Origin of the sequence: Aeribacillus pallidus, from assembly GCF_050478865.1 — a bacterium.
Classification (GTDB): domain Bacteria; phylum Bacillota; class Bacilli; order Bacillales; family JACDOC01; genus JACDOC01.
In genome coordinates this window covers 1-19081 of record NZ_JBCNBW010000014.1, presented here as the reverse complement: position 1 = coordinate 19081, position 19081 = coordinate 1, and the positions used below count along the sequence as shown (strand labels likewise).

At 37.0% G+C, this 19081-nt stretch carries 23 protein-coding genes; 17 read left to right on the top strand and 6 right to left on the bottom strand.

Annotated elements, in window-relative coordinates:
• Positions 1–249 precede the first annotated feature (249 nt).
• Positions 250–1563 (top strand): MFS transporter, encoded by a 1314-nt coding sequence (locus ABES52_RS03690; RefSeq protein ID WP_429649060.1) that lies wholly within the window; start codon positions 250–252, stop codon positions 1561–1563.
• A gap of 108 nt (positions 1564–1671) precedes the next feature.
• Positions 1672–2577, top strand: a complete 906-nt coding sequence (locus ABES52_RS03685; RefSeq protein ID WP_429649058.1) for a chemotaxis protein — start codon at positions 1672–1674, stop codon at positions 2575–2577.
• Between the two features lie 70 nt (positions 2578–2647).
• Here the strand turns inward: ABES52_RS03685 and ABES52_RS03680 are convergent, their stop codons facing one another.
• The gene (locus ABES52_RS03680; RefSeq protein WP_429649056.1) at positions 2648–3115 is read right to left on the bottom strand and encodes a YkyB family protein; all 468 of its coding nucleotides are present in this window, start codon (positions 3113–3115) and stop codon (positions 2648–2650) included.
• Between the two features lie 223 nt (positions 3116–3338).
• Positions 3339–3638: a hypothetical protein gene (locus tag ABES52_RS03675; protein ID WP_429649054.1), complete on the bottom strand. Its 300-nt coding sequence runs from the start codon at positions 3636–3638 to the stop codon at positions 3339–3341.
• A gap of 144 nt (positions 3639–3782) precedes the next feature.
• On the opposite strand from ABES52_RS03675, the gene ABES52_RS03670 reads away from it, so the two are divergent.
• From ABES52_RS03670 to ABES52_RS03660, 3 genes are all read left to right on the top strand, one after another.
• Positions 3783–4151: a fluoride efflux transporter FluC gene (locus tag ABES52_RS03670; protein WP_429649052.1), complete on the top strand. Its 369-nt coding sequence runs from the start codon at positions 3783–3785 to the stop codon at positions 4149–4151.
• Positions 4151–4486, top strand: coding sequence for a fluoride efflux transporter CrcB (crcB, locus tag ABES52_RS03665; RefSeq protein WP_429649062.1), 336 nt, complete (start codon positions 4151–4153; stop codon positions 4484–4486). Before ABES52_RS03670 ends, crcB begins: the two co-directional genes overlap by 1 nt.
• A gap of 207 nt (positions 4487–4693) precedes the next feature.
• Entirely contained in the window at positions 4694–6766 is a 2073-nt protein-coding gene (locus ABES52_RS03660) for a putative bifunctional diguanylate cyclase/phosphodiesterase (protein ID WP_429649050.1), read from the top strand.
• Positions 6767–6802: 36 nt separating this feature from the next.
• On the opposite strand, the gene ABES52_RS03655 is transcribed toward ABES52_RS03660, so the two are convergent.
• Positions 6803–7678, bottom strand: coding sequence for a metallophosphoesterase (locus tag ABES52_RS03655; RefSeq protein ID WP_429649048.1), 876 nt, complete (start codon positions 7676–7678; stop codon positions 6803–6805).
• A 181-nt stretch (positions 7679–7859) separates the two neighbouring features.
• Here ABES52_RS03655 and ABES52_RS03650 point away from each other — a divergent pair, with 181 nt between their 5' ends.
• The 5 genes from ABES52_RS03650 (at position 7860) to ABES52_RS03630 (ending at position 11647) form a co-directional block, all read left to right on the top strand.
• Positions 7860–8075 (top strand): hypothetical protein, encoded by a 216-nt coding sequence (locus ABES52_RS03650; protein ID WP_429649046.1) that lies wholly within the window; start codon positions 7860–7862, stop codon positions 8073–8075.
• A 120-nt stretch (positions 8076–8195) separates the two neighbouring features.
• Positions 8196–8960 (top strand): 2,4-dienoyl-CoA reductase, encoded by a 765-nt coding sequence (gene fadH, locus ABES52_RS03645; RefSeq protein ID WP_429649044.1) that lies wholly within the window; start codon positions 8196–8198, stop codon positions 8958–8960.
• 308 nt (positions 8961–9268) lie between these two features.
• Complete coding sequence (locus tag ABES52_RS03640) at positions 9269–10486, top strand: EAL-associated domain-containing protein (RefSeq protein ID WP_429649042.1); 1218 nt, start codon at positions 9269–9271, stop codon at positions 10484–10486.
• Positions 10487–10551: 65 nt separating this feature from the next.
• Positions 10552–10794 (top strand): hypothetical protein, encoded by a 243-nt coding sequence (locus tag ABES52_RS03635; protein WP_429649040.1) that lies wholly within the window; start codon positions 10552–10554, stop codon positions 10792–10794.
• Between the two features lie 229 nt (positions 10795–11023).
• The gene (locus ABES52_RS03630) at positions 11024–11647 is read left to right on the top strand and encodes a DUF3993 domain-containing protein (protein WP_429649038.1); all 624 of its coding nucleotides are present in this window, start codon (positions 11024–11026) and stop codon (positions 11645–11647) included.
• Between the two features lie 22 nt (positions 11648–11669).
• Here the strand turns inward: ABES52_RS03630 and ABES52_RS03625 are convergent, their stop codons facing one another.
• Both ABES52_RS03625 and ABES52_RS03620 read right to left on the bottom strand, forming a co-directional pair.
• Positions 11670–11909, bottom strand: a complete 240-nt coding sequence (locus tag ABES52_RS03625; RefSeq protein WP_429649036.1) for a glutaredoxin family protein — start codon at positions 11907–11909, stop codon at positions 11670–11672.
• Positions 11910–11920: 11 nt separating this feature from the next.
• Positions 11921–12889: an MBL fold metallo-hydrolase gene (locus tag ABES52_RS03620; RefSeq protein ID WP_429649034.1), complete on the bottom strand. Its 969-nt coding sequence runs from the start codon at positions 12887–12889 to the stop codon at positions 11921–11923.
• 109 nt (positions 12890–12998) lie between these two features.
• Between ABES52_RS03620 and ABES52_RS03615 the strand changes: the two genes are divergently transcribed.
• From ABES52_RS03615 to ABES52_RS03595, 5 genes are all read left to right on the top strand, one after another.
• Positions 12999–13142, top strand: a complete 144-nt coding sequence (locus tag ABES52_RS03615; protein ID WP_429649032.1) for a hypothetical protein — start codon at positions 12999–13001, stop codon at positions 13140–13142.
• 70 nt (positions 13143–13212) lie between these two features.
• The gene (gene cbpB, locus ABES52_RS03610; protein ID WP_429649030.1) at positions 13213–13665 is read left to right on the top strand and encodes a cyclic-di-AMP-binding protein CbpB; all 453 of its coding nucleotides are present in this window, start codon (positions 13213–13215) and stop codon (positions 13663–13665) included.
• Between the two features lie 59 nt (positions 13666–13724).
• The gene (ccpC, locus tag ABES52_RS03605; RefSeq protein WP_429649028.1) at positions 13725–14621 is read left to right on the top strand and encodes a transcriptional regulator CcpC; all 897 of its coding nucleotides are present in this window, start codon (positions 13725–13727) and stop codon (positions 14619–14621) included.
• A 194-nt stretch (positions 14622–14815) separates the two neighbouring features.
• Positions 14816–15526, top strand: a complete 711-nt coding sequence (gene dapD / locus ABES52_RS03600) for a 2,3,4,5-tetrahydropyridine-2,6-dicarboxylate N-acetyltransferase (RefSeq protein WP_429649026.1) — start codon at positions 14816–14818, stop codon at positions 15524–15526.
• 79 nt (positions 15527–15605) lie between these two features.
• Positions 15606–16730: an N-acetyldiaminopimelate deacetylase gene (locus tag ABES52_RS03595; protein ID WP_429649024.1), complete on the top strand. Its 1125-nt coding sequence runs from the start codon at positions 15606–15608 to the stop codon at positions 16728–16730.
• Between the two features lie 41 nt (positions 16731–16771).
• On the opposite strand, the gene ABES52_RS03590 is transcribed toward ABES52_RS03595, so the two are convergent.
• Positions 16772–17617, bottom strand: a complete 846-nt coding sequence (locus ABES52_RS03590; protein WP_429649022.1) for a mechanosensitive ion channel family protein — start codon at positions 17615–17617, stop codon at positions 16772–16774.
• 296 nt (positions 17618–17913) lie between these two features.
• Here ABES52_RS03590 and ABES52_RS03585 point away from each other — a divergent pair, with 296 nt between their 5' ends.
• Entirely contained in the window at positions 17914–18462 is a 549-nt protein-coding gene (locus ABES52_RS03585; RefSeq protein ID WP_429649020.1) for a peroxiredoxin, read from the top strand.
• An 87-nt stretch (positions 18463–18549) separates the two neighbouring features.
• Positions 18550–19008 carry a TlpA disulfide reductase family protein gene (locus ABES52_RS03580; protein ID WP_429649018.1) on the top strand — a complete coding sequence of 153 codons (459 nt, stop codon included), beginning with the start codon at positions 18550–18552 and terminating at the stop codon, positions 19006–19008.
• The last annotated feature ends 73 nt before the right edge of the window (positions 19009–19081 follow it).

The window sequence follows — 19081 nt, the reverse complement described above, 5'->3', positions numbered from 1 at the left end:
GCGGCTTCTTGTTCCCGCTGAGTCGCCGCCGTGTGAACAACTTGCTAAAAATCAACAATGACATATAACATAGCCTATTTTGATACATAACGGAGAAGGGAGTTTCACATGTGCTCAAACGAGAAGGAATTTTTGGATAATACATGGAATAAAAAACGGGAGGTGAGGTAAAGAGGGAACGTACGCTCATAACTTGTTGATCGTTATTGGTGCCAGACGAAAAAAATATGTATAAAGGTGGAATGTGAAATGAATGTGGAGCTGGCTAAGGAAAAGAAACTGTCAAACTCTTTAAAAATGATATTTACTCTCCCCATTATTTCGTGGGCGCTATACGATTTTGCAAACACTATTTTTTCATCAAATATTATTACGATTTTTTTTCCATTCTACTTACAAGAAGTCGTTGGTAGTAACGAAGTGTTGAATCAAATTGCTAGTACGTTTATTTCTTACGCGAACGCCATCGCCAGTTTCCTTCTTGTAGTATTTACTCCCCTATACGGTGTCCTTATCGATCGAAAAGCACAAAAGAAAAAGTATATTGTCACCTTTACCCTTATTACTGTCATAGCTACGGTGTTAATGGGAATCATTGCCCGTTTTCCAACTGAAAACACATTTCTTCAAGTACCCCTTCATCTTCTTTTTGTCGTCCTATTATTTATTATTGCGAAATTTTTCTATCACTCCAGCCTTGTGTTTTACGACTCAATGATTAGTAATGTTGGCCAAGGGAAAAATATTTCGCTTGTTTCTGGATTTGGTGTTGCCGTTGGATACGTTGGAACACTGGTTGGACTTACCGTTTATTTGTACGTAGGAAATGAGGATTATCATCGAGCGTTTATTCCTTCTGCTCTTTTATTTTTTCTGTTTGCGCTACCCCTCTTTTTCTTTGTCAAAGAGCAAAATGCTTCCATCAAACCGAAACCATTTTCGTTTTTTGCGGGATATAAAGAAATCATTGTTACGTTTAAAGAGATGAAACAATATCGTTCGATTTTTACCTTTATGGTTGCTTATTTTTTCTTGAATGATGCGATAGCCACCACGATTGCGATGATGGCCATCTATGCTAAAACGATTGTAGGGTTTTCGTCAGGGCAATTTATTTTGCTCTATCTCTTTTCAACAGTGTCTAGTATTATCGGTTCATTTCTATTTGGTATTATTTCTAGTAAAAAGGGACCGTATCGCAGCGTTCACTATGTCGGATTATTACTAGTTATTGCACTAATCATGGGTACGATCTCTACAGCTGAGTGGCAGTTTTGGGTGGCGGGAAGTTTGTTTGGAGTAGCACTTGGAGCGATGTGGGTAACTTCACGAGCGCTCATTGTTGAATTGACTCCAGAGGAAAAGCGCGGACAATTCTTCGGGTTATTCGCTTTTTCTGGAAAAATTTCAGCCATTATCGGTCCTCTTATTTATGGAAGTATTACGCTTGTTTTTGCTTCGTATGGCAATATAGCGAGTCGCCTTGCTTTAAGTTCCCTTTTAATTATGGCTCTTATAGGATTATGGGTCCACCGCTTTGTGAAAAGGGAAGCAACCGAATAATGCTACACTTATTGTGAATTTTGTATTAATTTTTTGTTTTTGTGAAAATTCACCAATATATCATGGTATATTTATTCTGAAAGATTACATTCAGGAAGGAAGACGTAAATGAATCATAATCAAGGGATTTTGCTAGAAAGCGGTACGAACGAATTAGAAATTGTAGAGTTTGAAGTTTTCGGAAATGCATTTGGTATTAACGTCATTAAAGTAAAAGAAATCATTCAACCAGTACCTTTGACTATTATTCCGCATTCCCATCCATATGTTGAAGGAATTATTCAGCTTCGTGGTGAAGTGTTGCCTGTTATTGATTTAGGAAAAGTACTTAATCAACAACCTTCGGAATCGTCAGCTCTAGAAAAGTTTATTGTGGCTGAATTTAATAAGCAGAAAGTAGTCTTTCATGTTCATAACGTCACTCAAATTCATCGGATTTCTTGGGAACAAATTGAGAAACCTAACGGAATGTATCAAGGCCAAAATACGTATGTCATTGGGGTCATCAAACATCATGGCAAAATGATTTTATTGCTGGATTATGAAAAAATTATGGTTGAAATTCATCCGGATTCGGGTATTCGAGTAGAGGAAGTGAAAAAACTCGGAAAACGGGAGCGTTCAGATAAGAAAATCGTTGTAGCAGAGGATTCACCACTTCTTCGGAAGCTCCTTTATGATACATTAACAGAAGCCGGATATACCAACATTCAATTTTTTGAAAATGGTAAAGATGCTTATGACTATTTACAATCGATTGTGCAGGAAGGGAAAACGCTTTACGAGGAAGTCCATTTAGTGATTTCTGATATTGAAATGCCACAAATGGACGGTCATCATTTAACAAAGAAAATAAAAACTTCTGATCATTTAAAACAGTTGCCGGTTATTTTATTCTCCTCGCTCATTACGGATGATTTGCGGCATAAAGGGGACGTTGTAGGGGCAGATGAGCAAGTAAGTAAACCAGAAATTGGTGAACTTATCATAAAAATTGATCAGCATATTTTATAAAAGCTATACCAAATCAAAACAAACTGCCGTACGAATACGGCAGTTTGTTGTTTGTACAGTCCGTTTGATTTTAGAAGAAACTTTCTCCTAACCTTTTAAAGACAGGCTTTTGATAAGAAGGGTTTCTCATTTGTTTTTTCTCATTTGGTTCCTTTAATCCTGTATATGCTTGCAACAATTTTTTTGCTTGTGCCAATGGCATTCGACACTTAGGGTTTCTCTTAGAGGTATCGAGTTTTCCTAGATGGGGGAGTTGTTCAAAATCCTCTTTAGAGGGTGGAATATGAAATGTATAATCTCCACAAGAAACGAGCACATCCGAATGTTGTTGACAAAATTTTGTATTCGAAGAAAAATGGAGTCCAACTTTTTTCGCTTTTCCTTCGCGTATCATTTTAAGGATGGCTTCTTTTTTTAACGTATATAAATATTTGGGATTGGTCGCTGTTTTTGCATGGCGATTGACAGTGAAGATTGCTTGTGAGAGGTTTTGGATGGTAGGGCGTAGTGAAGATTGTATCTTGCTGTGTCTCAACATACTAACTCCTTTCTACATAAATTATTGTTTACATAAATTATTGTTACTTTGGTTGAAATAATTCGTATAAAGAAAGCAGGAGAAATTTCTAAAGGAAGTGATATTTCCCTATTATTTTTCATTATAACCCTTTTAAAGTTATTTTGGAAGGTTCAGTCTATTTTTAAATAATGAAAAATTCAGTGACACAAAAAAGAAAGAAAAGCACCTCCTGAAAGAAGTGCTAATTTTGATTCGTAAAAATGTTAATATTCTCTGGACCTCCTCCTCCAAATCCATAAGGGGATGGATATGATAGGTTTCCACCATATCCATATGGAGTCGGATATGGTGGATAGGATTGGTAAGGTCCATAAGGTGGGTAGTAAAATGGTGGGCAACACGGACGGTTAAAGAGGAATGGGCTTATGGCCAAACCTGCTAGCCCACCTACTAGCCCACCTGCTACGAAAGGTAAAAAACCGAAACCAAAAAAACGTTGGTCGTATTGACGGTGATAAGTCGGTAAGTAGTAAGGATACATTTGAATTGACCTCCTTTCAAATCGAAAAGAATGAGGGGCCATACTTGTTACATCATATGTGTTTGTCATGAATACGCGCTAGTCCTAAAATAGAGTTAGTAAAAAGGCCTAAAAAAGAATTGGCTTTGTGAAAGGAAGAATATGATGTTAAAAAACGTAATACTTGTAGCTCTTGGTGGAGCGCTTGGGGCGGCACTAAGATATGGTCTATCCACATGGTTCGCCATGAATTTTCCACTGGGAACGTTTTTGGCAAATATCATCGGATGTTTTCTTATAGGAATGTTCTATTCGTTTGCCAATATGAAAACGATCACGAAAGAAGGACAATTATTGTTAAGTACGGGATTTTGTGGAGGATTAACCACTATGTCTACTTTTATGGGGGATATTTTTCAATTACAAGATGTGCCTATGTCTTTATGGATATATATATTTAGTACTTTGATTGTTGGAGCGATAAGTACGTTATTGGGGATAACTATGGGCAAATTGGTAGGTGACCAACGGTGATGATATGGGTAATCATTGGAGGAGCTTTAGGCGCTGCAGGAAGATATTTGTTGACCAACTGGATCGGGAAAATGAATGTTCCCTTTCCAATCGGAACGTTAACGGTTAATCTGTTAGGTTCATTTGGATTAGGTTGGGTTGTTTCTCATATATGGTCCAGCCAATGGAAAAGCATCTTTTTAATTGGCATTTGTGGGGCATTTACGACGTATTCAAGCTTTATGTTAGATGCCATTCAACTTTGGAAGGAAAAAAGGGTTAAAAAGTTTGTTGTTTATCTTTTTTTATCTATAGTAGGTAGTTTTTCTTGTTTTCTATTAGGATACAAGTTGTAAATAAACTTTTTTCATAATTATCACAATATAATAGTTGTATCGTTTTTTTCTTTTAAGGTATATTTAAATATGGAAATATTTTATTAAAATTGAAACAAATTCAATTTTGTCTAGTTTTTATACATAAAAAAATTGTACAATAGTAGCAAGTAAATAAACCATAGGATGAAGCTTGGATACATACGGTGTTTGATAAAGGATGATTGTATGGATAATTTTACAGAATCTATTGTTTATCAAATGAGTACACAGGAGAAGGAACAAATTTTTCTTACTTTTTTAAATGTTTTGAGAGAAGGTGTAGAAAATTTCGTTTCTCTTTATGAACGAAATGGTTCGGAAGGATGGATTTGTCATTCAATAAACATTCCCTCTAATAGGATGAAGAATGATGTTGACTGCTTCCTTGATCCACTCATGAGAGATGATCATACAGCTCTCTCTTGCTTGAATATCAACACCTATTTACAGGAAGTTCTATATAAAGAAACAGAATTAGTGATTTCGAAACGATTAAAAAAAGGGCAATTAAAAGCAACGTTCACACCTATTTTTCATGAAGATGGAAGAATTCGATTTGTTGTTGTTGTCTCTCGAATCTCCTTAAAGGAGGAAGTAACCAATAGAAAGGTCCAAGATTCTTTATTCTATTCATTATTTCAACATAATTTTGATGCCCTATTTGTCGTAGATCGAAATGGAAGGGTTCAAAATTTTAATCCTTCAGCACTTCATATGCTTGGGTTGAAAGAAGAGGAACTACAAGATCAGTTAATATACCACTTTGTACATAACGAAGATGAACGGAAACTTCGAAAAGTAGTGGAAGAAAATCGTCCACAACAATTTAAATCTTGCCGACTCATTCATCGAAACGGTGCGAAAGTGTTAGTCCGATTAAAGACATTCCCAGTTCTTTGTCATGGTCTTAAAGATGGGATTATGATGATTGCAAAAGACATGACCGAACAGTGGAGTTCTAAAGATACGATTCAGTATCTTACCTTTCATGATACGTTAACGGGGTTAGGTAATCGAAATCTATTATTCAAACAATTGCAGTACGAACTGAAAATCCATCAAAAACGACAAAGAGAGTTAAGTTTGTTATATATGGACCTTGATCGTTTTAAATATTTTAACGATACGTTAGGACATAAACTTGGGGACGACTTATTGAAAAAAATCGCTAACCGATTGCAATCAGTTGAGGGCTACGATTATTGTGTGTATCGGCTAGGTGGAGATGAGTTTATGATCTTATTAAAGCAAACGACTCGAGATGAGACCGAACGGTTTGCTAAGAAACTATTAACGTTATTTAGCGAACCGTTCGTAATGGATAAACAAGAATACTATATTACATCATCAATCGGTATTAGTATGTACCCGAATGATGGAGATGATGTAGAAGGATTAATCAAAAATGCTGACAATGCGCTTTTCCGAGTAAAAGAAAAAGGGCGGGCGCATTATCAATTTTATTTTTCCGATATGAAGCAGTCTTTTCCAAACTATAAAATTATGGAAGCCCATCTTCGCCGAGCGATAGAAAAAGAGGAGTTAATGCTATATTTCCAACCGCAAGTCAATTTACAAACAGGAAAAATTGAAAGTTTTGAAGCACTGCTACGTTGGAATAACGGAAAATTTGGATATGTCTCCCCTCAGCAATTTATTCCGTTAGCTGAAGATACAGGGTTAATTATTCCAATCGGAGAATGGGTTATTGAAAACGTATGCGCTCAAATTGCTAAATGGCAGAATATGGGTACGAAAAAATTTCGAATTGCTGTAAACATTTCTCCAGTACAACTTCATAAATCAAACTTACCGACATTTATTCAGAAAACATTAATGAAATATCAAGTTGACCCATCGTTTCTCGAAATAGAAATTACAGAAGGAGCGATGGAAAACACTAAAGAAGCGCTAAAAATGTTAAGAGAATTAAAAGAGCTTGGTATCGTTTTATCTGTTGATGATTTTGGTACGGGATATTCTTCCTTAAATCATTTGAAGCGTTTCCCGATTGATATTTTAAAGATTGACCAAACATTCGTAAGACACATTCAAATTGATCAAAAGGATGCTGCTATTACGAAAACCATCATTGCTCTCGCTCACAATTTAGGATTAGAAGTAGTAGCTGAAGGGGTCGAAGAAAAAGAACAAGTTGAATTTTTACTTCATGCCAAATGTCAAAAGGCGCAAGGTTATTATTTCAGTCGACCAGTCAGTGCGCTAGAAATTGAACAAACGTTATTACAAGCTCAATAAAAAATGAGGCTGTCCCTACGATTAGGCAGCCTCCAACTATTTCGCTATTGATTTTAATGTAAAGACCGTAATTTCGGGGACCGAAAATAAACGAAAAGGGAGACGGGTTGTCCCTAAGCCTCTATTTACATAGAGAATCAACGAATGTTCTCCGTCAATCGTATATTTTCCCTCTAAATATTTTTCAGCCAATGGTGGCGTTACGAGCGGACCGAAATAAGGAATTTGTACTTGACCACCATGGCTATGGCCACTTATTTGTAGGTGAATTGGGAAGTTGACAATTTGATCGGCCACATCTGGTGCATGTGAAAGTAAAATTTTAAAACGGTCTTGAGGAAGGGAGTGAATGGCTTGGGTAATGTTTGGACTTCCAAGCATTGCGTCATCGATTCCGATAATTTCTATTGAACTTCCGTCTAAAATTTGAAGATTGTATGATTCGTTTTTTAAAAGGACGAACCCCGATTGGTTCATCATTTGTCGATAAATTTCCGTCCCATATCCTCCATGATCGTGATTTCCATAAATGGCAAACTTTCCGAATGTAGCTTCTAATTGTTGCAACGAATGGACAACTTGCTCTGTAAAAGGATATTGATTCGGTCGGTCCATTAAATCACCAGTGAACAGAATCACATCCGGTTGCAAGGAATTGATGGTTTGTATGTGTTTCTTAAATTGGGGTAAATCGTAATGAAATCCTAAATGGGTGTCGCTAAATTGTACGAGTCGACATCCGTTGAATCCTTTAGGAATCAACGGATGAGCAATTTCAATATGGTTGATTTGTAATCGAAAAGGTTCGATGTATTTTCCATAGTAATAGCCACCAAATCCGGTAGCTATAACACCGAACAATGATCCAACGATTTTTTTTAAAAACGTTCTACGATTCATCGTTTCTTTCATTCATTCTCACAACCTATTTATACAATTCATGTATTTTATTTATTAAAAAATCTATTAACATGTATTTTATCTTATCAAAATATCTATTAAACAAAAACATAATTTTTGACATTTGTTTGTAGCTAGTATACATTGATATCAACTTGTCTTTTTCATTTCAGGAAGGAGGAGTGATTTACAAATGATAATTGGCAAACGGATGGATATGTTTTTCCTGCCTTCTCAGCATGGAACGATTAAGCTATTTGTATATGGATTTCATCCTCTCGGAAATGGAGGACAAGTATATGCTGAATTAAACGGAATAACTGTGAAAGTGAAAGGATTTCAACGAAAACGGGTCATTGTGCGAGCCCTTCGAAAATTACATGAATTGTTATTAAATCAAGAGCAGTAAAGACGTGGGATTCCACGTCTATTTTTATGAACTTTGACGATTTTAGTAGAAAAAAAGAAGGAATTTTACTTCCCTTCTCGTATTATAATGAGTGAGTATTCATTCATAAGGGGTGGGGATATGAAAGACGAAGTAGTGATTGTAACTGGTGGTTCAAGTGGAATGGGTAAATATATGGCAAAAAAATTTGCCGAATGTGAAGCAAGAGTAGTCATTACTGGAAGAAATGAAGAACGTTTAGAACAAGCTAAAAAAGAAATTGAAACGTATGATGGTCAAGTGTTAACCATTGCGATGGATGTAAGAGATCCTGAACTTGTGCAACAAATGGTAGAGCAAACGGTTACACACTTCGGGACCATTGATCATCTCGTGAACAATGCCGCAGGGAACTTTATTTGCCCAGCTGAAGATTTATCCGTAAATGGCTGGAATGCGGTGATCAACATTGTGCTGAACGGGACATTTTATTGTTCACAAGCTGTCGGAAAGTACTGGATTAAAGAGGGAATAAAAGGAAGTATTTTAAACATGGTTGCCACGTATGCTTGGAATGCAGGGGCAGGAGTTATTCATTCCGCTGCAGCGAAAGCCGGGGTACTCTCAATCACACGTACATTAGCGGTAGAATGGGGACGAAAATACGGTATTCGCGTGAATGCGATTGCCCCAGGACCGATAGAGCGAACAGGAGGCGCGGAAAAACTGTGGATCTCTGAAGAAGCGGCCAAGCGGACCATTAACAGTGTCCCATTAGGTCGATTAGGAACACCTGAAGAAATTGCTGAGTTAGCGTATTTCTTATTATCTGATAAAGCGGCTTATATTAATGGTGAATGTGTAACAATGGATGGAGGTCAGTGGTTAAACCAATATCCTTTTTAAACATTGTTTAATGCGATCCACGATGTGGGTCGCTTTTTACGTTTTCTAAGTTTTTTCAGAAACCGTTTTTCTAAAAAAACAACTAATAAATAACGGTTGTATCTTCATAAATATAAATTAATATTTATACTTATTTGATGGTTATAAGTAATCATTTTTTTCTTGAAAAGTAAAAAGAAATGATTATAATTATCCATAATTCTAAGTTATCATCCTTTTCTGACTCAAATTGTTTTCAACGAAAGCGCCTAATACATATAATGTATGGAACGAAAAAGCATTGTCTGGGCAAATAAGGGGGGATTCAAATGGATGCATTGGAAGTGATGGCAAATTTAGAACGAGTCCTACCACATTTTCAACCAATTTTTAGTGCGGACGAGCATACAGTGATAGGCTATGAAGTGTTAGGGCGATACCAAAGTGATACTAGCTGTGAGAGTTTAGGTCCTTTTTTTCATAATGACGATATTCCAGACGATTTTAAAAGAGAAGTCGATCAAGTGATTATAACAAAAGCGTTAGAAAAAGCAATCGATGAGCAGTTTGAAGGGTTATTGTTTTTTAATCAATCGGCGCGATTATTAATGAGTGATCAAGGTGAACAATTACTAACTACCTTGCAACAATATGAACAAAAAGGATTTCCGTTGAGCAACATCGTGCTCGAATTGACTCAAGAAAATAATTTAGGTGAAGAAGGACAGTTAGAACACTTTATCCGTTATTTTCGAACATATGGTGTCAAGTTTGCCATTTCCAAACATGGCCAAGAGCGAATTGATTTAAAGTCCATAGCCAACCTATCACCTGATATTATTAAGATCGATTTACAAAGCCTGCGCTATGAACTTGGGAATCCGACATTTAAAGAGATTGTATACTCCCTCTCAATGTTAGCACGTAAAATAGGGGCTTCTTTACTGTTTGAAAAAATTGAAATGGAATTCCAGTTTCAGTTCGCCTGGAAAAATGGAGGAAGGTTTTATCAAGGATATTATTTACAAAAACCGCAAGAAGTATTTGTCGAAAAAGTGTTATTAAAAGACAAGTTAAAGCAACTCTGTCAAAAATTCATTACTCATGAAAAAGCAAAAATTGAAAAAGTTCAAGAATTAGCTTCAACATTAAACGACAAAATGAGTGAATTAATTCCCAAATTTAAAAAACAAGAAAAGGACTATGAGGGGTTGTTAAAGCAGTTAGCGAAAGAGTTTTCGACGATGAGCTTTCGATTCTATGTGACGGATGAAAATGGTTTCCAATTGTCCCCCAATTTATTCAAAAGTGGAAATAAGTGGGTTGTATACCCGCAATATGTAGGAAAAAACTGGAGTTGGCGCCCGTATTTTTTAGAAAACATTATGAAAATGAGGACTGACCAACGAGGAATTTTATCCGACGTATATGGTGATATAGAGACGAGTGAATTGATACGTACGTTTGCTTATCCTATTCATCAGCATCACTTTCTATTTATGGATTTGTCTTTTGACTATTTATATGAACGAGCGGAACTACTGTAGCATCGAATAATTTTGCCTAGATCGGGGAGAGTAAAGGTAAGTAACCGATTCTAGGAGTGATTTCGTTGAGTACGTATATTTTAGTACTAACCGTGATTGGATCCATTGTCTTATTGTTCTCGTTAATTTATACGTTTATGGTCGCTCGTAATCAAAAGGCTTTAAAAGGGACAAACGATACCGATATCCCCGATCAAGTCGAAGAGCACCCATATATCCGAAACCCTATTTTTTGGACATACATTATTTTTATTGGGTTGTTATTAGCATTTGTCATCTACTTTGCGCTAACAATCCCTAATCAATAATCACTATATCGATGGAAGAAAAAGTGCCTTCTTAATAGGCGCTTTTTTTGCGGTTTTCGTTCTTCAAATTGGTGAATAATATAAGAAAAACATTAAGATAGACAAGAGGGTTGTATAAAGTATTAAAAACATTGTCAACTCTTGTATGAATTTTTGGAACGGTTGGTACACTTTCGACATGAAAACCTTGTTACAATGAAACAAATTGAACGGTTTGGGGGAGAGAGAAATGCTCAAACATTTTATCATATTTGTTTTCCTTCTCTTCATTGTCCATACCCCAACAACGATGAATGCCGAAGAATTGGGTGATATAAGGGAGGAAGTGTTCCAGTTTGTTAAAGAAGCATTCGAAGCACAAGTTTCCATTACGGAAAAACCTCGGCGTTTACATGAAATTCGAGACATATTAAGTCCATTTTTTGCGGCTGAACGGATAGAAGCTTTTATTGAAGAAAATGTGGTAAAAGTAGAAGGCGGTTATGTTGCATTAGGGACGGATATGCCTCCCTTGGAGGTTGTTCCATTTTTTCGATATTCTGAAAAAACAAAACTTATAAAAGATAATGATGTGTATTATGTCATTGAATATATGGAATCAACGGATGGGCCTGTCCATTTTGACCCACATTATGAAGGAATACAAGTTAAAAAGACAGAGACGAGTTATGTGATTGAAAAGATTTGGAAAGAACAATTACCTGATCATGTTGAACAGAAAGTAGGGATTGGTGAAAATAGAGAGCAAACAAGTGTTAAATACGTAGACAATCAACTTCCTTTCGTAGTGATGGTCGCTGATATTCCCAAAAAATTACCTTTGTTTTCAACGTTTGTCCCGTTAATTGGTTAATAAAAACGGAATAGGGGATTCCCTATTCCGTTTCCATTTTTAAAGCCTTTTTTAATTTTTCTAAATCAAAGCCGATAATGACTTCATCGTCCACAATGGTTGTTGGCGTAGAAAACGATTTATATTTTTTAATAAGTTCGTTTCTTGCTCGGGAATCTTCTTTAATGTTTTTTTCTGTAAAAGGAATATTTGCCTCTTTTAAAAACATTTTGACCACCGAGCAAGGAGGACAATCTGGTTGGGAGTAGACAATCACTTCCATTGTTTAACCTCCTATTTTGTTGATGACTTGGTATTGTTTCTTATGAAGTAGTCCACCATTCCCATCGCCGATACGTGAAGGTCGAGTTTTAACGTTTCAACCCATTCGCCTTCAACCAATACCCCAATTGTACGTAACTCTTCTTCCACGTACGCAAACAATTGGTGATAAATGGATTGTACGTTCTCTTCCCACCCTTTTGTTTCATCAAACCATTCGCTCGCTACATTTATAAAAATGTTTAACCAACGTTCAACTTCATCAAGGGCAGTGGATACATCTTTTGTCATTCCAAAATGACCATAATAAATGTAGTTCAATTGTTTGGATTTGTAAAGTTGGATCGATTTACGCATCCTTTCAGGGTCAAACTGATTCGGTGAAGTGGATGGTAAGTATAAGCTTATTCCTTGTTGTTGTTGGAGTACGTCATAGAAAATACCGGCAGTATCTCCGGTAAACATGCCGTTAGAGACGGGATCGTAAATGCTGAAATGATGATTGGCATGTCCTGGTGTGTCATAAAATTGGAGTGTACAACGCTTACCAATCGTTAATGTATCTTGATCTCCTTTAATGACGATATTTTCTTCTGGAACAGGAACAATGGGGTGGAATAATTCATCAAATTTTTCTCTATAGACGGCCCGTGCTCCTGCCTCCAATCGGCTAGGATTGATTAGATGTCGCGCACCTTTTGGATGGACGACTACTTTTGCTTGAGGACAATCTTGTAGCAATAATCCGACACCACCAGCATGGTCTAAATGAATATGGGTAACAATAATGTAAGAAATATCTTTAAGGGAGTAACCTAATTGTTGAAGTCCTTTTTTTAAATGAGGAAGCGACGGACTAGCTGACGTTTCTACAATGGTAAGTTCCTCTTCGGCAATGACATAAGCACCCGTACGATGAGGCTTCCCTAGATCATACAAATCAATGAGGGATATTCGGTCATTTAGTTTCATAATACTCATGAAATTACCTCCTTTAGTTTAATGGTACGGATCGTAATAACTTTATTGTAGAGGGAAGTGACAAAGAAAGTAAAGCGTTTTCAAAGGCCTATGAAAGGGGGAAAATCCGATGTATCCATTAATTAAGTGTCCGAAATGCCGTGGAGAAGATCGACTAGAAGATACGCTAACCGCACAATCCAATCAAAACGTGATTTATCGCTGTTCACGCTGTGGTTTCGAACAACGAAATATTGTGACAAAAAAAGGGTAATCATCCCACTCCCCATTAAAATATATATGTTAAAATATATATGGGGTATTATTCTAAAGGTGGGATATCCATGATCAGTGTCCAAACACAACAATTGCTTGAAACGAATATAGCTGATTTGATGATTCCGGCAGAGCGAGTTGCTCATGTTCAAATTGGGAACCATTTAGAGCACGCCATGCTTGTATTAACCAAAACAGGTTATACAGCTATTCCTGTACTAGATGTCCATTATAAGTTGCACGGGTTAATAAGTTCTCCGTTAATTATGGATGCGATTTTAGGCATCGAGCGGATTGAGTTTGAAAAGCTTAATGAAAAAAAGGTAGAGGAAGCAATGAACAAAAATATTCCTCGCTTACGCTTGAATGATTCCATGAAAAAAGTAATGTCCTTACTGGTAGACCATCCTTTTTTATGTGTGGTCAATGAAGAAGAGGTACTGGAAGGAATCATTACAAGACGAGAACTACTCAAGCAGTTAAATAGTCATATCCATCAGTGGAATCACTTTCATTCATAAAAGCTCCCTTTAAAGGGGGTTTTTTTACTACATAGAGTAATAGAAGGGGAGCGGCTTGTATGGCATTTTCAGAATTTCAAATGCTTTCGGTATTGGCTGAAGAACTCAATATGAGAAAAGCAGCTGAGCGGTTGTTTGTATCCCAACCAGCTTTGTCGCAACGGCTCCAAAACATTGAAAAAGAGTGGGGTGTTCAAATTTTTATTCGTTCACAAAAAGGACTTTCGTTAACACCCGCAGGCGAATTAATTATTCGGTTTGCAAAAGAGGTATTAGAAAAAGAGGAACGAGTACGGGATGAAATTCAAGCATTGCAATCAAAAGTACATGGGACGTTAAAAATTGCTTGCGCGTCCATTGTAGGACAAAATTGGCTTCCACAAGTGTTAAAAAAATATGTCGAAGCCTATCCTGAAGCGAAAATTTCTTTAATTACCGGCTGGAGCAGTGAAATACTCAAAGCGTTATATGAAGATGAAGTACATATAGGAATTATTCGAGGAACCCCTGATTGGAAAGGGGTGAAAATCCATCTTTTTGAAGACTCGTTATATTTAGTGGACAAAGAAATCCGCAGGATCGAGGATGTCCTACAAACTGATCGACCGTTTATACAATTTAAAAGTGATTCAAATTATTATCAAGAAATTCAAGATTGGTGGCGCAGACAATTTCAAACACCGCCGAAACGGACGATTGTCGTTGACCAAATTGAAACATGTAAACAAATGACGTTTAACGGAATTGGTTACGCTATTTTACCGGCGATTACGCTGAATGGGGCGGAAAAAGATATTTATAAAATTCCATTGTTGGGTGAACATAATGCACCCATTAAGCGGGATACATGGCTTTTAGGATATGAATCATCTTTCCAATTACGCCAAGTTCAAGCGTTTGTTGATATCATTCAAAAGTTTATTGCTCAATCTTCCAATATGAATCATCTACGATAAGATTTGTTTAAATGAGAGAAATTTTAGCTGAGGAAGAAGAGCCCGTAAGAGGAGGAACATCACATAAGGAGAGAAAACTTATCGGATACAAGTGATCAGTCTTGTGTTTCAGAAACTCCTTTGATAAAGTAGTTCGTAGTAATTGTTCAAACTAATGTTCCTTTTAGTTTGATTGAAAAAAGGAGGAAATGTAGATGAAAATGATGGATGCGAACGAAATTATTTCTTTTATCCAAAATAGTAAAAAGTCTACGCCAGTGAAAGTGTACATCAAAGGAGAACTAGAAGGCATTTCTTTTGGCGAACAAACAAAAGCGTTTATTTCAGGTAATACGGGTGTGTTATTTGGGGAATGGGCTGACATTCAACATGTGCTTGAAGTACATAAAGATAAAATTGAAGACTATGTGATCGAGAATGATCGTCGCAATTCAGCGATTCCACTTCTTGATATGAAGGGAATTAAAGCTCGGATTGAGCCAGGGGCAATTATTCGTGATCAAGTAGAAATTGGCGATAATGCGGTCATCATGATGGGGGCCGTTATTAATATCGGTTCTGTTGTTGGAGAAGGAACAATGATTGATATGAACGCAGTACTCGGTGGACGAGCTACTGTTGGTAAAAACTGTCATATTGGTGCCGGTGCGGTGTTAGCAGGTGTTATTGAACCACCATCTGCCAAACCAGTGGTTGTAGAAGATGATGTCGTAATTGGTGCTAATGCCGTTATATTAGAAGGAGTGACTGTAGGTAAAGGCGCGGTCGTTGCTGCAGGCGCGGTCGTTATCGAAGATGTGCCTCCATATACAGTTGTTGCGGGTACACCTGCTAAAGTGATTAAACAAATTGATGAAAAAACAAAAGCGAAAACAGAAATTAAACAAGAACTGCGTCAACTTTAATAAAAAAGACACTTAAAAGGGAAACCTTTTAAGTGTCTCTTTATATATACAAAGCTTACATTTGTTAAGGGGGAGGCGTATGAACTTGGACCGCTTTATTCAAATTCGGCGGGATTTACATCAAATTCCCGAGCTTGGTTTTGAAGAATGTAAAACGCAAAGCTATATATTAACCTATTTACAATCGTTACCTCAAGAACGAATAGAAATTAAAAAGTGGAAAACAGGGCTATTCGTTAAAGTGAAAGGACTAAATCCAACAAAAACGATTAGTTATCGTACCGATATTGACGGATTGCCAATCGAAGAACAGACGGGCTATTCGTTTTCATCGACTCATCCTGGACGGATGCATGCTTGTGGTCACGACTTCCATATGAGCATTGCGATAGGAGTGTTAACCTATTTTGTAGAAAATCCAATTCAAGACGATTTAGTATTTATTTTTCAACCAGCCGAAGAAGGACCTGGTGGAGCAAAACCGATGCTTGAAAGTCAAGAAATGAAAGAATGGAAGCCTGATATGATTTTTGCACTACATATTGCACCGGAATATCCAGTCGGAACCATAGCGGTAAAAGAAGGATTGTTATTTGCTAATACTTCGGAATTATTTATTGATTTAAAAGGAAAAGGAGGACACGCCGCCTATCCCCATCAAACGAAAGACATGGTGGTGGCTGCATCTTATTTAGTCACTCAATTGCAGACGATCGTTTCCCGCAATGTCAATCCGTTGGATAGTGCTGTTATTACCATTGGGAAAATTACCGGGGGAACCGTCCAAAACATTATTGCCGAAGAAGCTCGACTAGAAGGAACGATTCGAACGAAATCGGCTAAAACGATGCAAGCGATAAAAAAACGTATTGAAGAAATCGTTAAAGGAATTGAGTACAGTTTTGATTGTCAAGCGACCATTGATTACGGAGCCAATTATTATCAAGTGTACAATGACCATAAGCTAACAAGTCAGTTTATGTCATTTGTACAGGAAGAAACGAATGCGCAGCTTGTCGTTTGTGATGAAGCCATGACCGGTGAGGATTTTGGCTATATGTTAGCTGAAATACCAGGATTTATGTTTTGGTTAGGAGTCGACTCTCCATATGGATTACATCATGCCAAACTCCAACCAAACGAAGAAGCTATTCCGTTTGCGATCGAAACGATTCGTCAATATATAGAAAAAATAACTGGGTAACAAAAAGCGACACCTGATCCAGCAATAGGTGTCGCTCCATTTTAGGAAGACGATTTTTCAATATAAACTTGGTGAGGGTAAGGAATTTCAATACCGTGTTCAACAAGGGTTTCTTTTAATAGTTTCCTTAATTTACGTTCAACTGCCCATTGTTGCATGTTTTCAGTTTTCGCAATGACACGAATAACAACATCTGATGATCCAAGCGATTGAACCCCAAGTACGTTTGGCCCTTCTACAATGGTTTTGTCTTCTTTTGCAAGGCGGTCACAAGCGTTTTGTAAAACAGTAATGGCTTCATCGATATTATCGTCATAGGAAATGCCAATGTCGACTAACGCGCGCATCGTACCACGAGAATGGTTGCTTACACTCGTTATTTCCCGGTTTGGTACATAATGAAGCGTTCCGTCAAATCCTCTAATTTTCGTCGTCCGTAATCCCACTTGTTCAACAATTCCTGAAAAGCTGCCTGTAGTGATGTAATCACCGACTTCGATTTGATTTTCTAACAAAATAAAAAATCCGGTCACCACGTCACTAACTAAACCTTGAGCACCGAAAGCAACAGCAAGACCGATAATACCAGCACCGGCAAGGATTGGCATAACTTCAATGCCAATTATTTGAAGGGTTGTGATAAAAAGAACAAAAATCAGTACATAAGAAAAAATGTTTAGTGATAAACCTTCTAATGTGGTCGCTCGACCCTCTGTTATGTGATTTCTTGATTTATAGCGTTCGAACATTTTCGTAATAAACGATTGTCCCACTTTATTTACTATAAAATATACTATTAGAATCCCGATAAATTTTAATATAATAATGGCTATATTTATCAACCATTTGGACCAATCGACTTGTTGTATGAAAGATATGTCGAACATTGTTGAAATTCATCCTTTCTTTAGAGAGTCTAATTTCTTTATAACCCATCTTTATCCGTGATAAACTAAAGAATGGAAGTAAATTTTTTTATAGGTAGGATTACTTTTATGTCATTAAGGGAATACCAATAAAGGCAGGATTTTGTTGATGATAATCCTTTTTTATTTATATTAATTATAATTTAATATTGACTAAAAAGTTTAAGTTGATTATAATGACAAGTGTTAGGTGATCAGTAATTGAGAATATCTCAATTACTTTTTCAATTAAAAAAATTATTGGAGGGATTTTAATCATGGCAGAACGCATGGTAGGAAAACAAGCTCCACGTTTTGAAATGGACGCTGTAATGCCAAACAAAGAATTTGGTAAAGTAAGCCTTGAAGAGAACATGAAAAACGGCAAATGGACTGTTCTTTTCTTCTATCCAATGGACTTCACATTCGTTTGCCCTACTGAAATCACTGCAATTTCCGACCGCTACGATGAGTTCGAAGATTTAGATGCAGAAGTCATCGGAGTTTCTACTGATACAATTCATACACACTTAGCATGGATCAACACGGATCGTAAAGATAACGGTCTTGGTCAATTAAAATACCCACTTGCAGCAGATACAAACCATGTTGTATCTCGTGAGTATGGTGTATTAATTGAAGAAGAAGGTATTGCTCTTCGTGGACTATTCATCATTAGCCCAGAAGGCGAACTTATGTACCAAGTTGTACACCACAACAACATCGGTCGTGATGTAGACGAAGTATTACGTGTACTTCAAGCACTTCAAACTGGTGGCCTTTGCCCTGCAAACTGGAAACCAGGTCAAGCAACACTTAACGTGTAATGACCGTATAAGTAGAAAAGACCTAACTGTTACGGTTAGGTCTTTTTTCCACTTTGCTAATTTGATTAGAAAAAGGAGGAGATATAAATGCGTCTTCGTGAACCTATGCCTGAATTAACCGGTGCCACAGCATGGATCAACGGTGAAGTAACGAGAGAAGAGCTAGTTGGTAACAAACCTACGCTCATCCACTTTTGGTCCATAAGCTGTCATCTATGTAAAGAAGCAATGCCACAAGTGAATGAATTTCGTGATAAATATAAAGACGATTTAAACGTCGTGGCCGTGCATATGCCGCGTTCAGAGAACGATTTAGACTTAGACGAAATTAAGCGTGTTGCCGAAGAGCATGGCATTACTCAACCAATTTTCGTTGACAGTGAGCACAAACTAACCGATGCATTCCAAAACCAATATGTACCCGCCTATTATGTGTTTGATAAAGACGGAAAGCTTCGTCACTTCCAAGCTGGTGGTAGTGGAATGAAAATGCTTGAAAAACGTGTGAATCGTGTATTAGATGAAATGAAACAAAGTGAAGAATAATACAAGAATCGACTGACTCCAATGGGGTCGGTCTTTTTTTGTGTGCAAAAAAATCGGCTCTATACTAAATGTG

What these genes read in the sequence shown, in the direction of transcription:
- ABES52_RS03690 (WP_429649060.1), top strand. Translation starts at nt 250, where the DNA reads ATGAATGTGGAGCTGGCTAAGGAAAAGAAACTGTCAAACTCTTTAAAA.
- ABES52_RS03685 (WP_429649058.1), top strand. Translation starts at nt 1,672, where the DNA reads ATGAATCATAATCAAGGGATTTTGCTAGAAAGCGGTACGAACGAATTA.
- ABES52_RS03680 (WP_429649056.1), bottom strand. Translation starts at nt 3,115, where the DNA reads ATGTTGAGACACAGCAAGATACAATCTTCACTACGCCCTACCATCCAA.
- ABES52_RS03675 (WP_429649054.1), bottom strand. Translation starts at nt 3,638, where the DNA reads ATGTATCCTTACTACTTACCGACTTATCACCGTCAATACGACCAACGT.
- ABES52_RS03670 (WP_429649052.1), top strand. Translation starts at nt 3,783, where the DNA reads ATGTTAAAAAACGTAATACTTGTAGCTCTTGGTGGAGCGCTTGGGGCG.
- crcB (WP_429649062.1), top strand. Translation starts at nt 4,151, where the DNA reads ATGATATGGGTAATCATTGGAGGAGCTTTAGGCGCTGCAGGAAGATAT.
- ABES52_RS03660 (WP_429649050.1), top strand. Translation starts at nt 4,694, where the DNA reads ATGGATAATTTTACAGAATCTATTGTTTATCAAATGAGTACACAGGAG.
- ABES52_RS03655 (WP_429649048.1), bottom strand. Translation starts at nt 7,678, where the DNA reads ATGAAAGAAACGATGAATCGTAGAACGTTTTTAAAAAAAATCGTTGGA.
- ABES52_RS03650 (WP_429649046.1), top strand. Translation starts at nt 7,860, where the DNA reads ATGATAATTGGCAAACGGATGGATATGTTTTTCCTGCCTTCTCAGCAT.
- fadH (WP_429649044.1), top strand. Translation starts at nt 8,196, where the DNA reads ATGAAAGACGAAGTAGTGATTGTAACTGGTGGTTCAAGTGGAATGGGT.
- ABES52_RS03640 (WP_429649042.1), top strand. Translation starts at nt 9,269, where the DNA reads ATGGATGCATTGGAAGTGATGGCAAATTTAGAACGAGTCCTACCACAT.
- ABES52_RS03630 (WP_429649038.1), top strand. Translation starts at nt 11,024, where the DNA reads ATGCTCAAACATTTTATCATATTTGTTTTCCTTCTCTTCATTGTCCAT.
- ABES52_RS03625 (WP_429649036.1), bottom strand. Translation starts at nt 11,909, where the DNA reads ATGGAAGTGATTGTCTACTCCCAACCAGATTGTCCTCCTTGCTCGGTG.
- ABES52_RS03620 (WP_429649034.1), bottom strand. Translation starts at nt 12,889, where the DNA reads ATGAGTATTATGAAACTAAATGACCGAATATCCCTCATTGATTTGTAT.
- ABES52_RS03615 (WP_429649032.1), top strand. Translation starts at nt 12,999, where the DNA reads ATGTATCCATTAATTAAGTGTCCGAAATGCCGTGGAGAAGATCGACTA.
- cbpB (WP_429649030.1), top strand. Translation starts at nt 13,213, where the DNA reads ATGATCAGTGTCCAAACACAACAATTGCTTGAAACGAATATAGCTGAT.
- ccpC (WP_429649028.1), top strand. Translation starts at nt 13,725, where the DNA reads ATGGCATTTTCAGAATTTCAAATGCTTTCGGTATTGGCTGAAGAACTC.
- dapD (WP_429649026.1), top strand. Translation starts at nt 14,816, where the DNA reads ATGAAAATGATGGATGCGAACGAAATTATTTCTTTTATCCAAAATAGT.
- ABES52_RS03595 (WP_429649024.1), top strand. Translation starts at nt 15,606, where the DNA reads ATGAACTTGGACCGCTTTATTCAAATTCGGCGGGATTTACATCAAATT.
- ABES52_RS03590 (WP_429649022.1), bottom strand. Translation starts at nt 17,617, where the DNA reads ATGTTCGACATATCTTTCATACAACAAGTCGATTGGTCCAAATGGTTG.
- ABES52_RS03585 (WP_429649020.1), top strand. Translation starts at nt 17,914, where the DNA reads ATGGCAGAACGCATGGTAGGAAAACAAGCTCCACGTTTTGAAATGGAC.
- ABES52_RS03580 (WP_429649018.1), top strand. Translation starts at nt 18,550, where the DNA reads ATGCGTCTTCGTGAACCTATGCCTGAATTAACCGGTGCCACAGCATGG.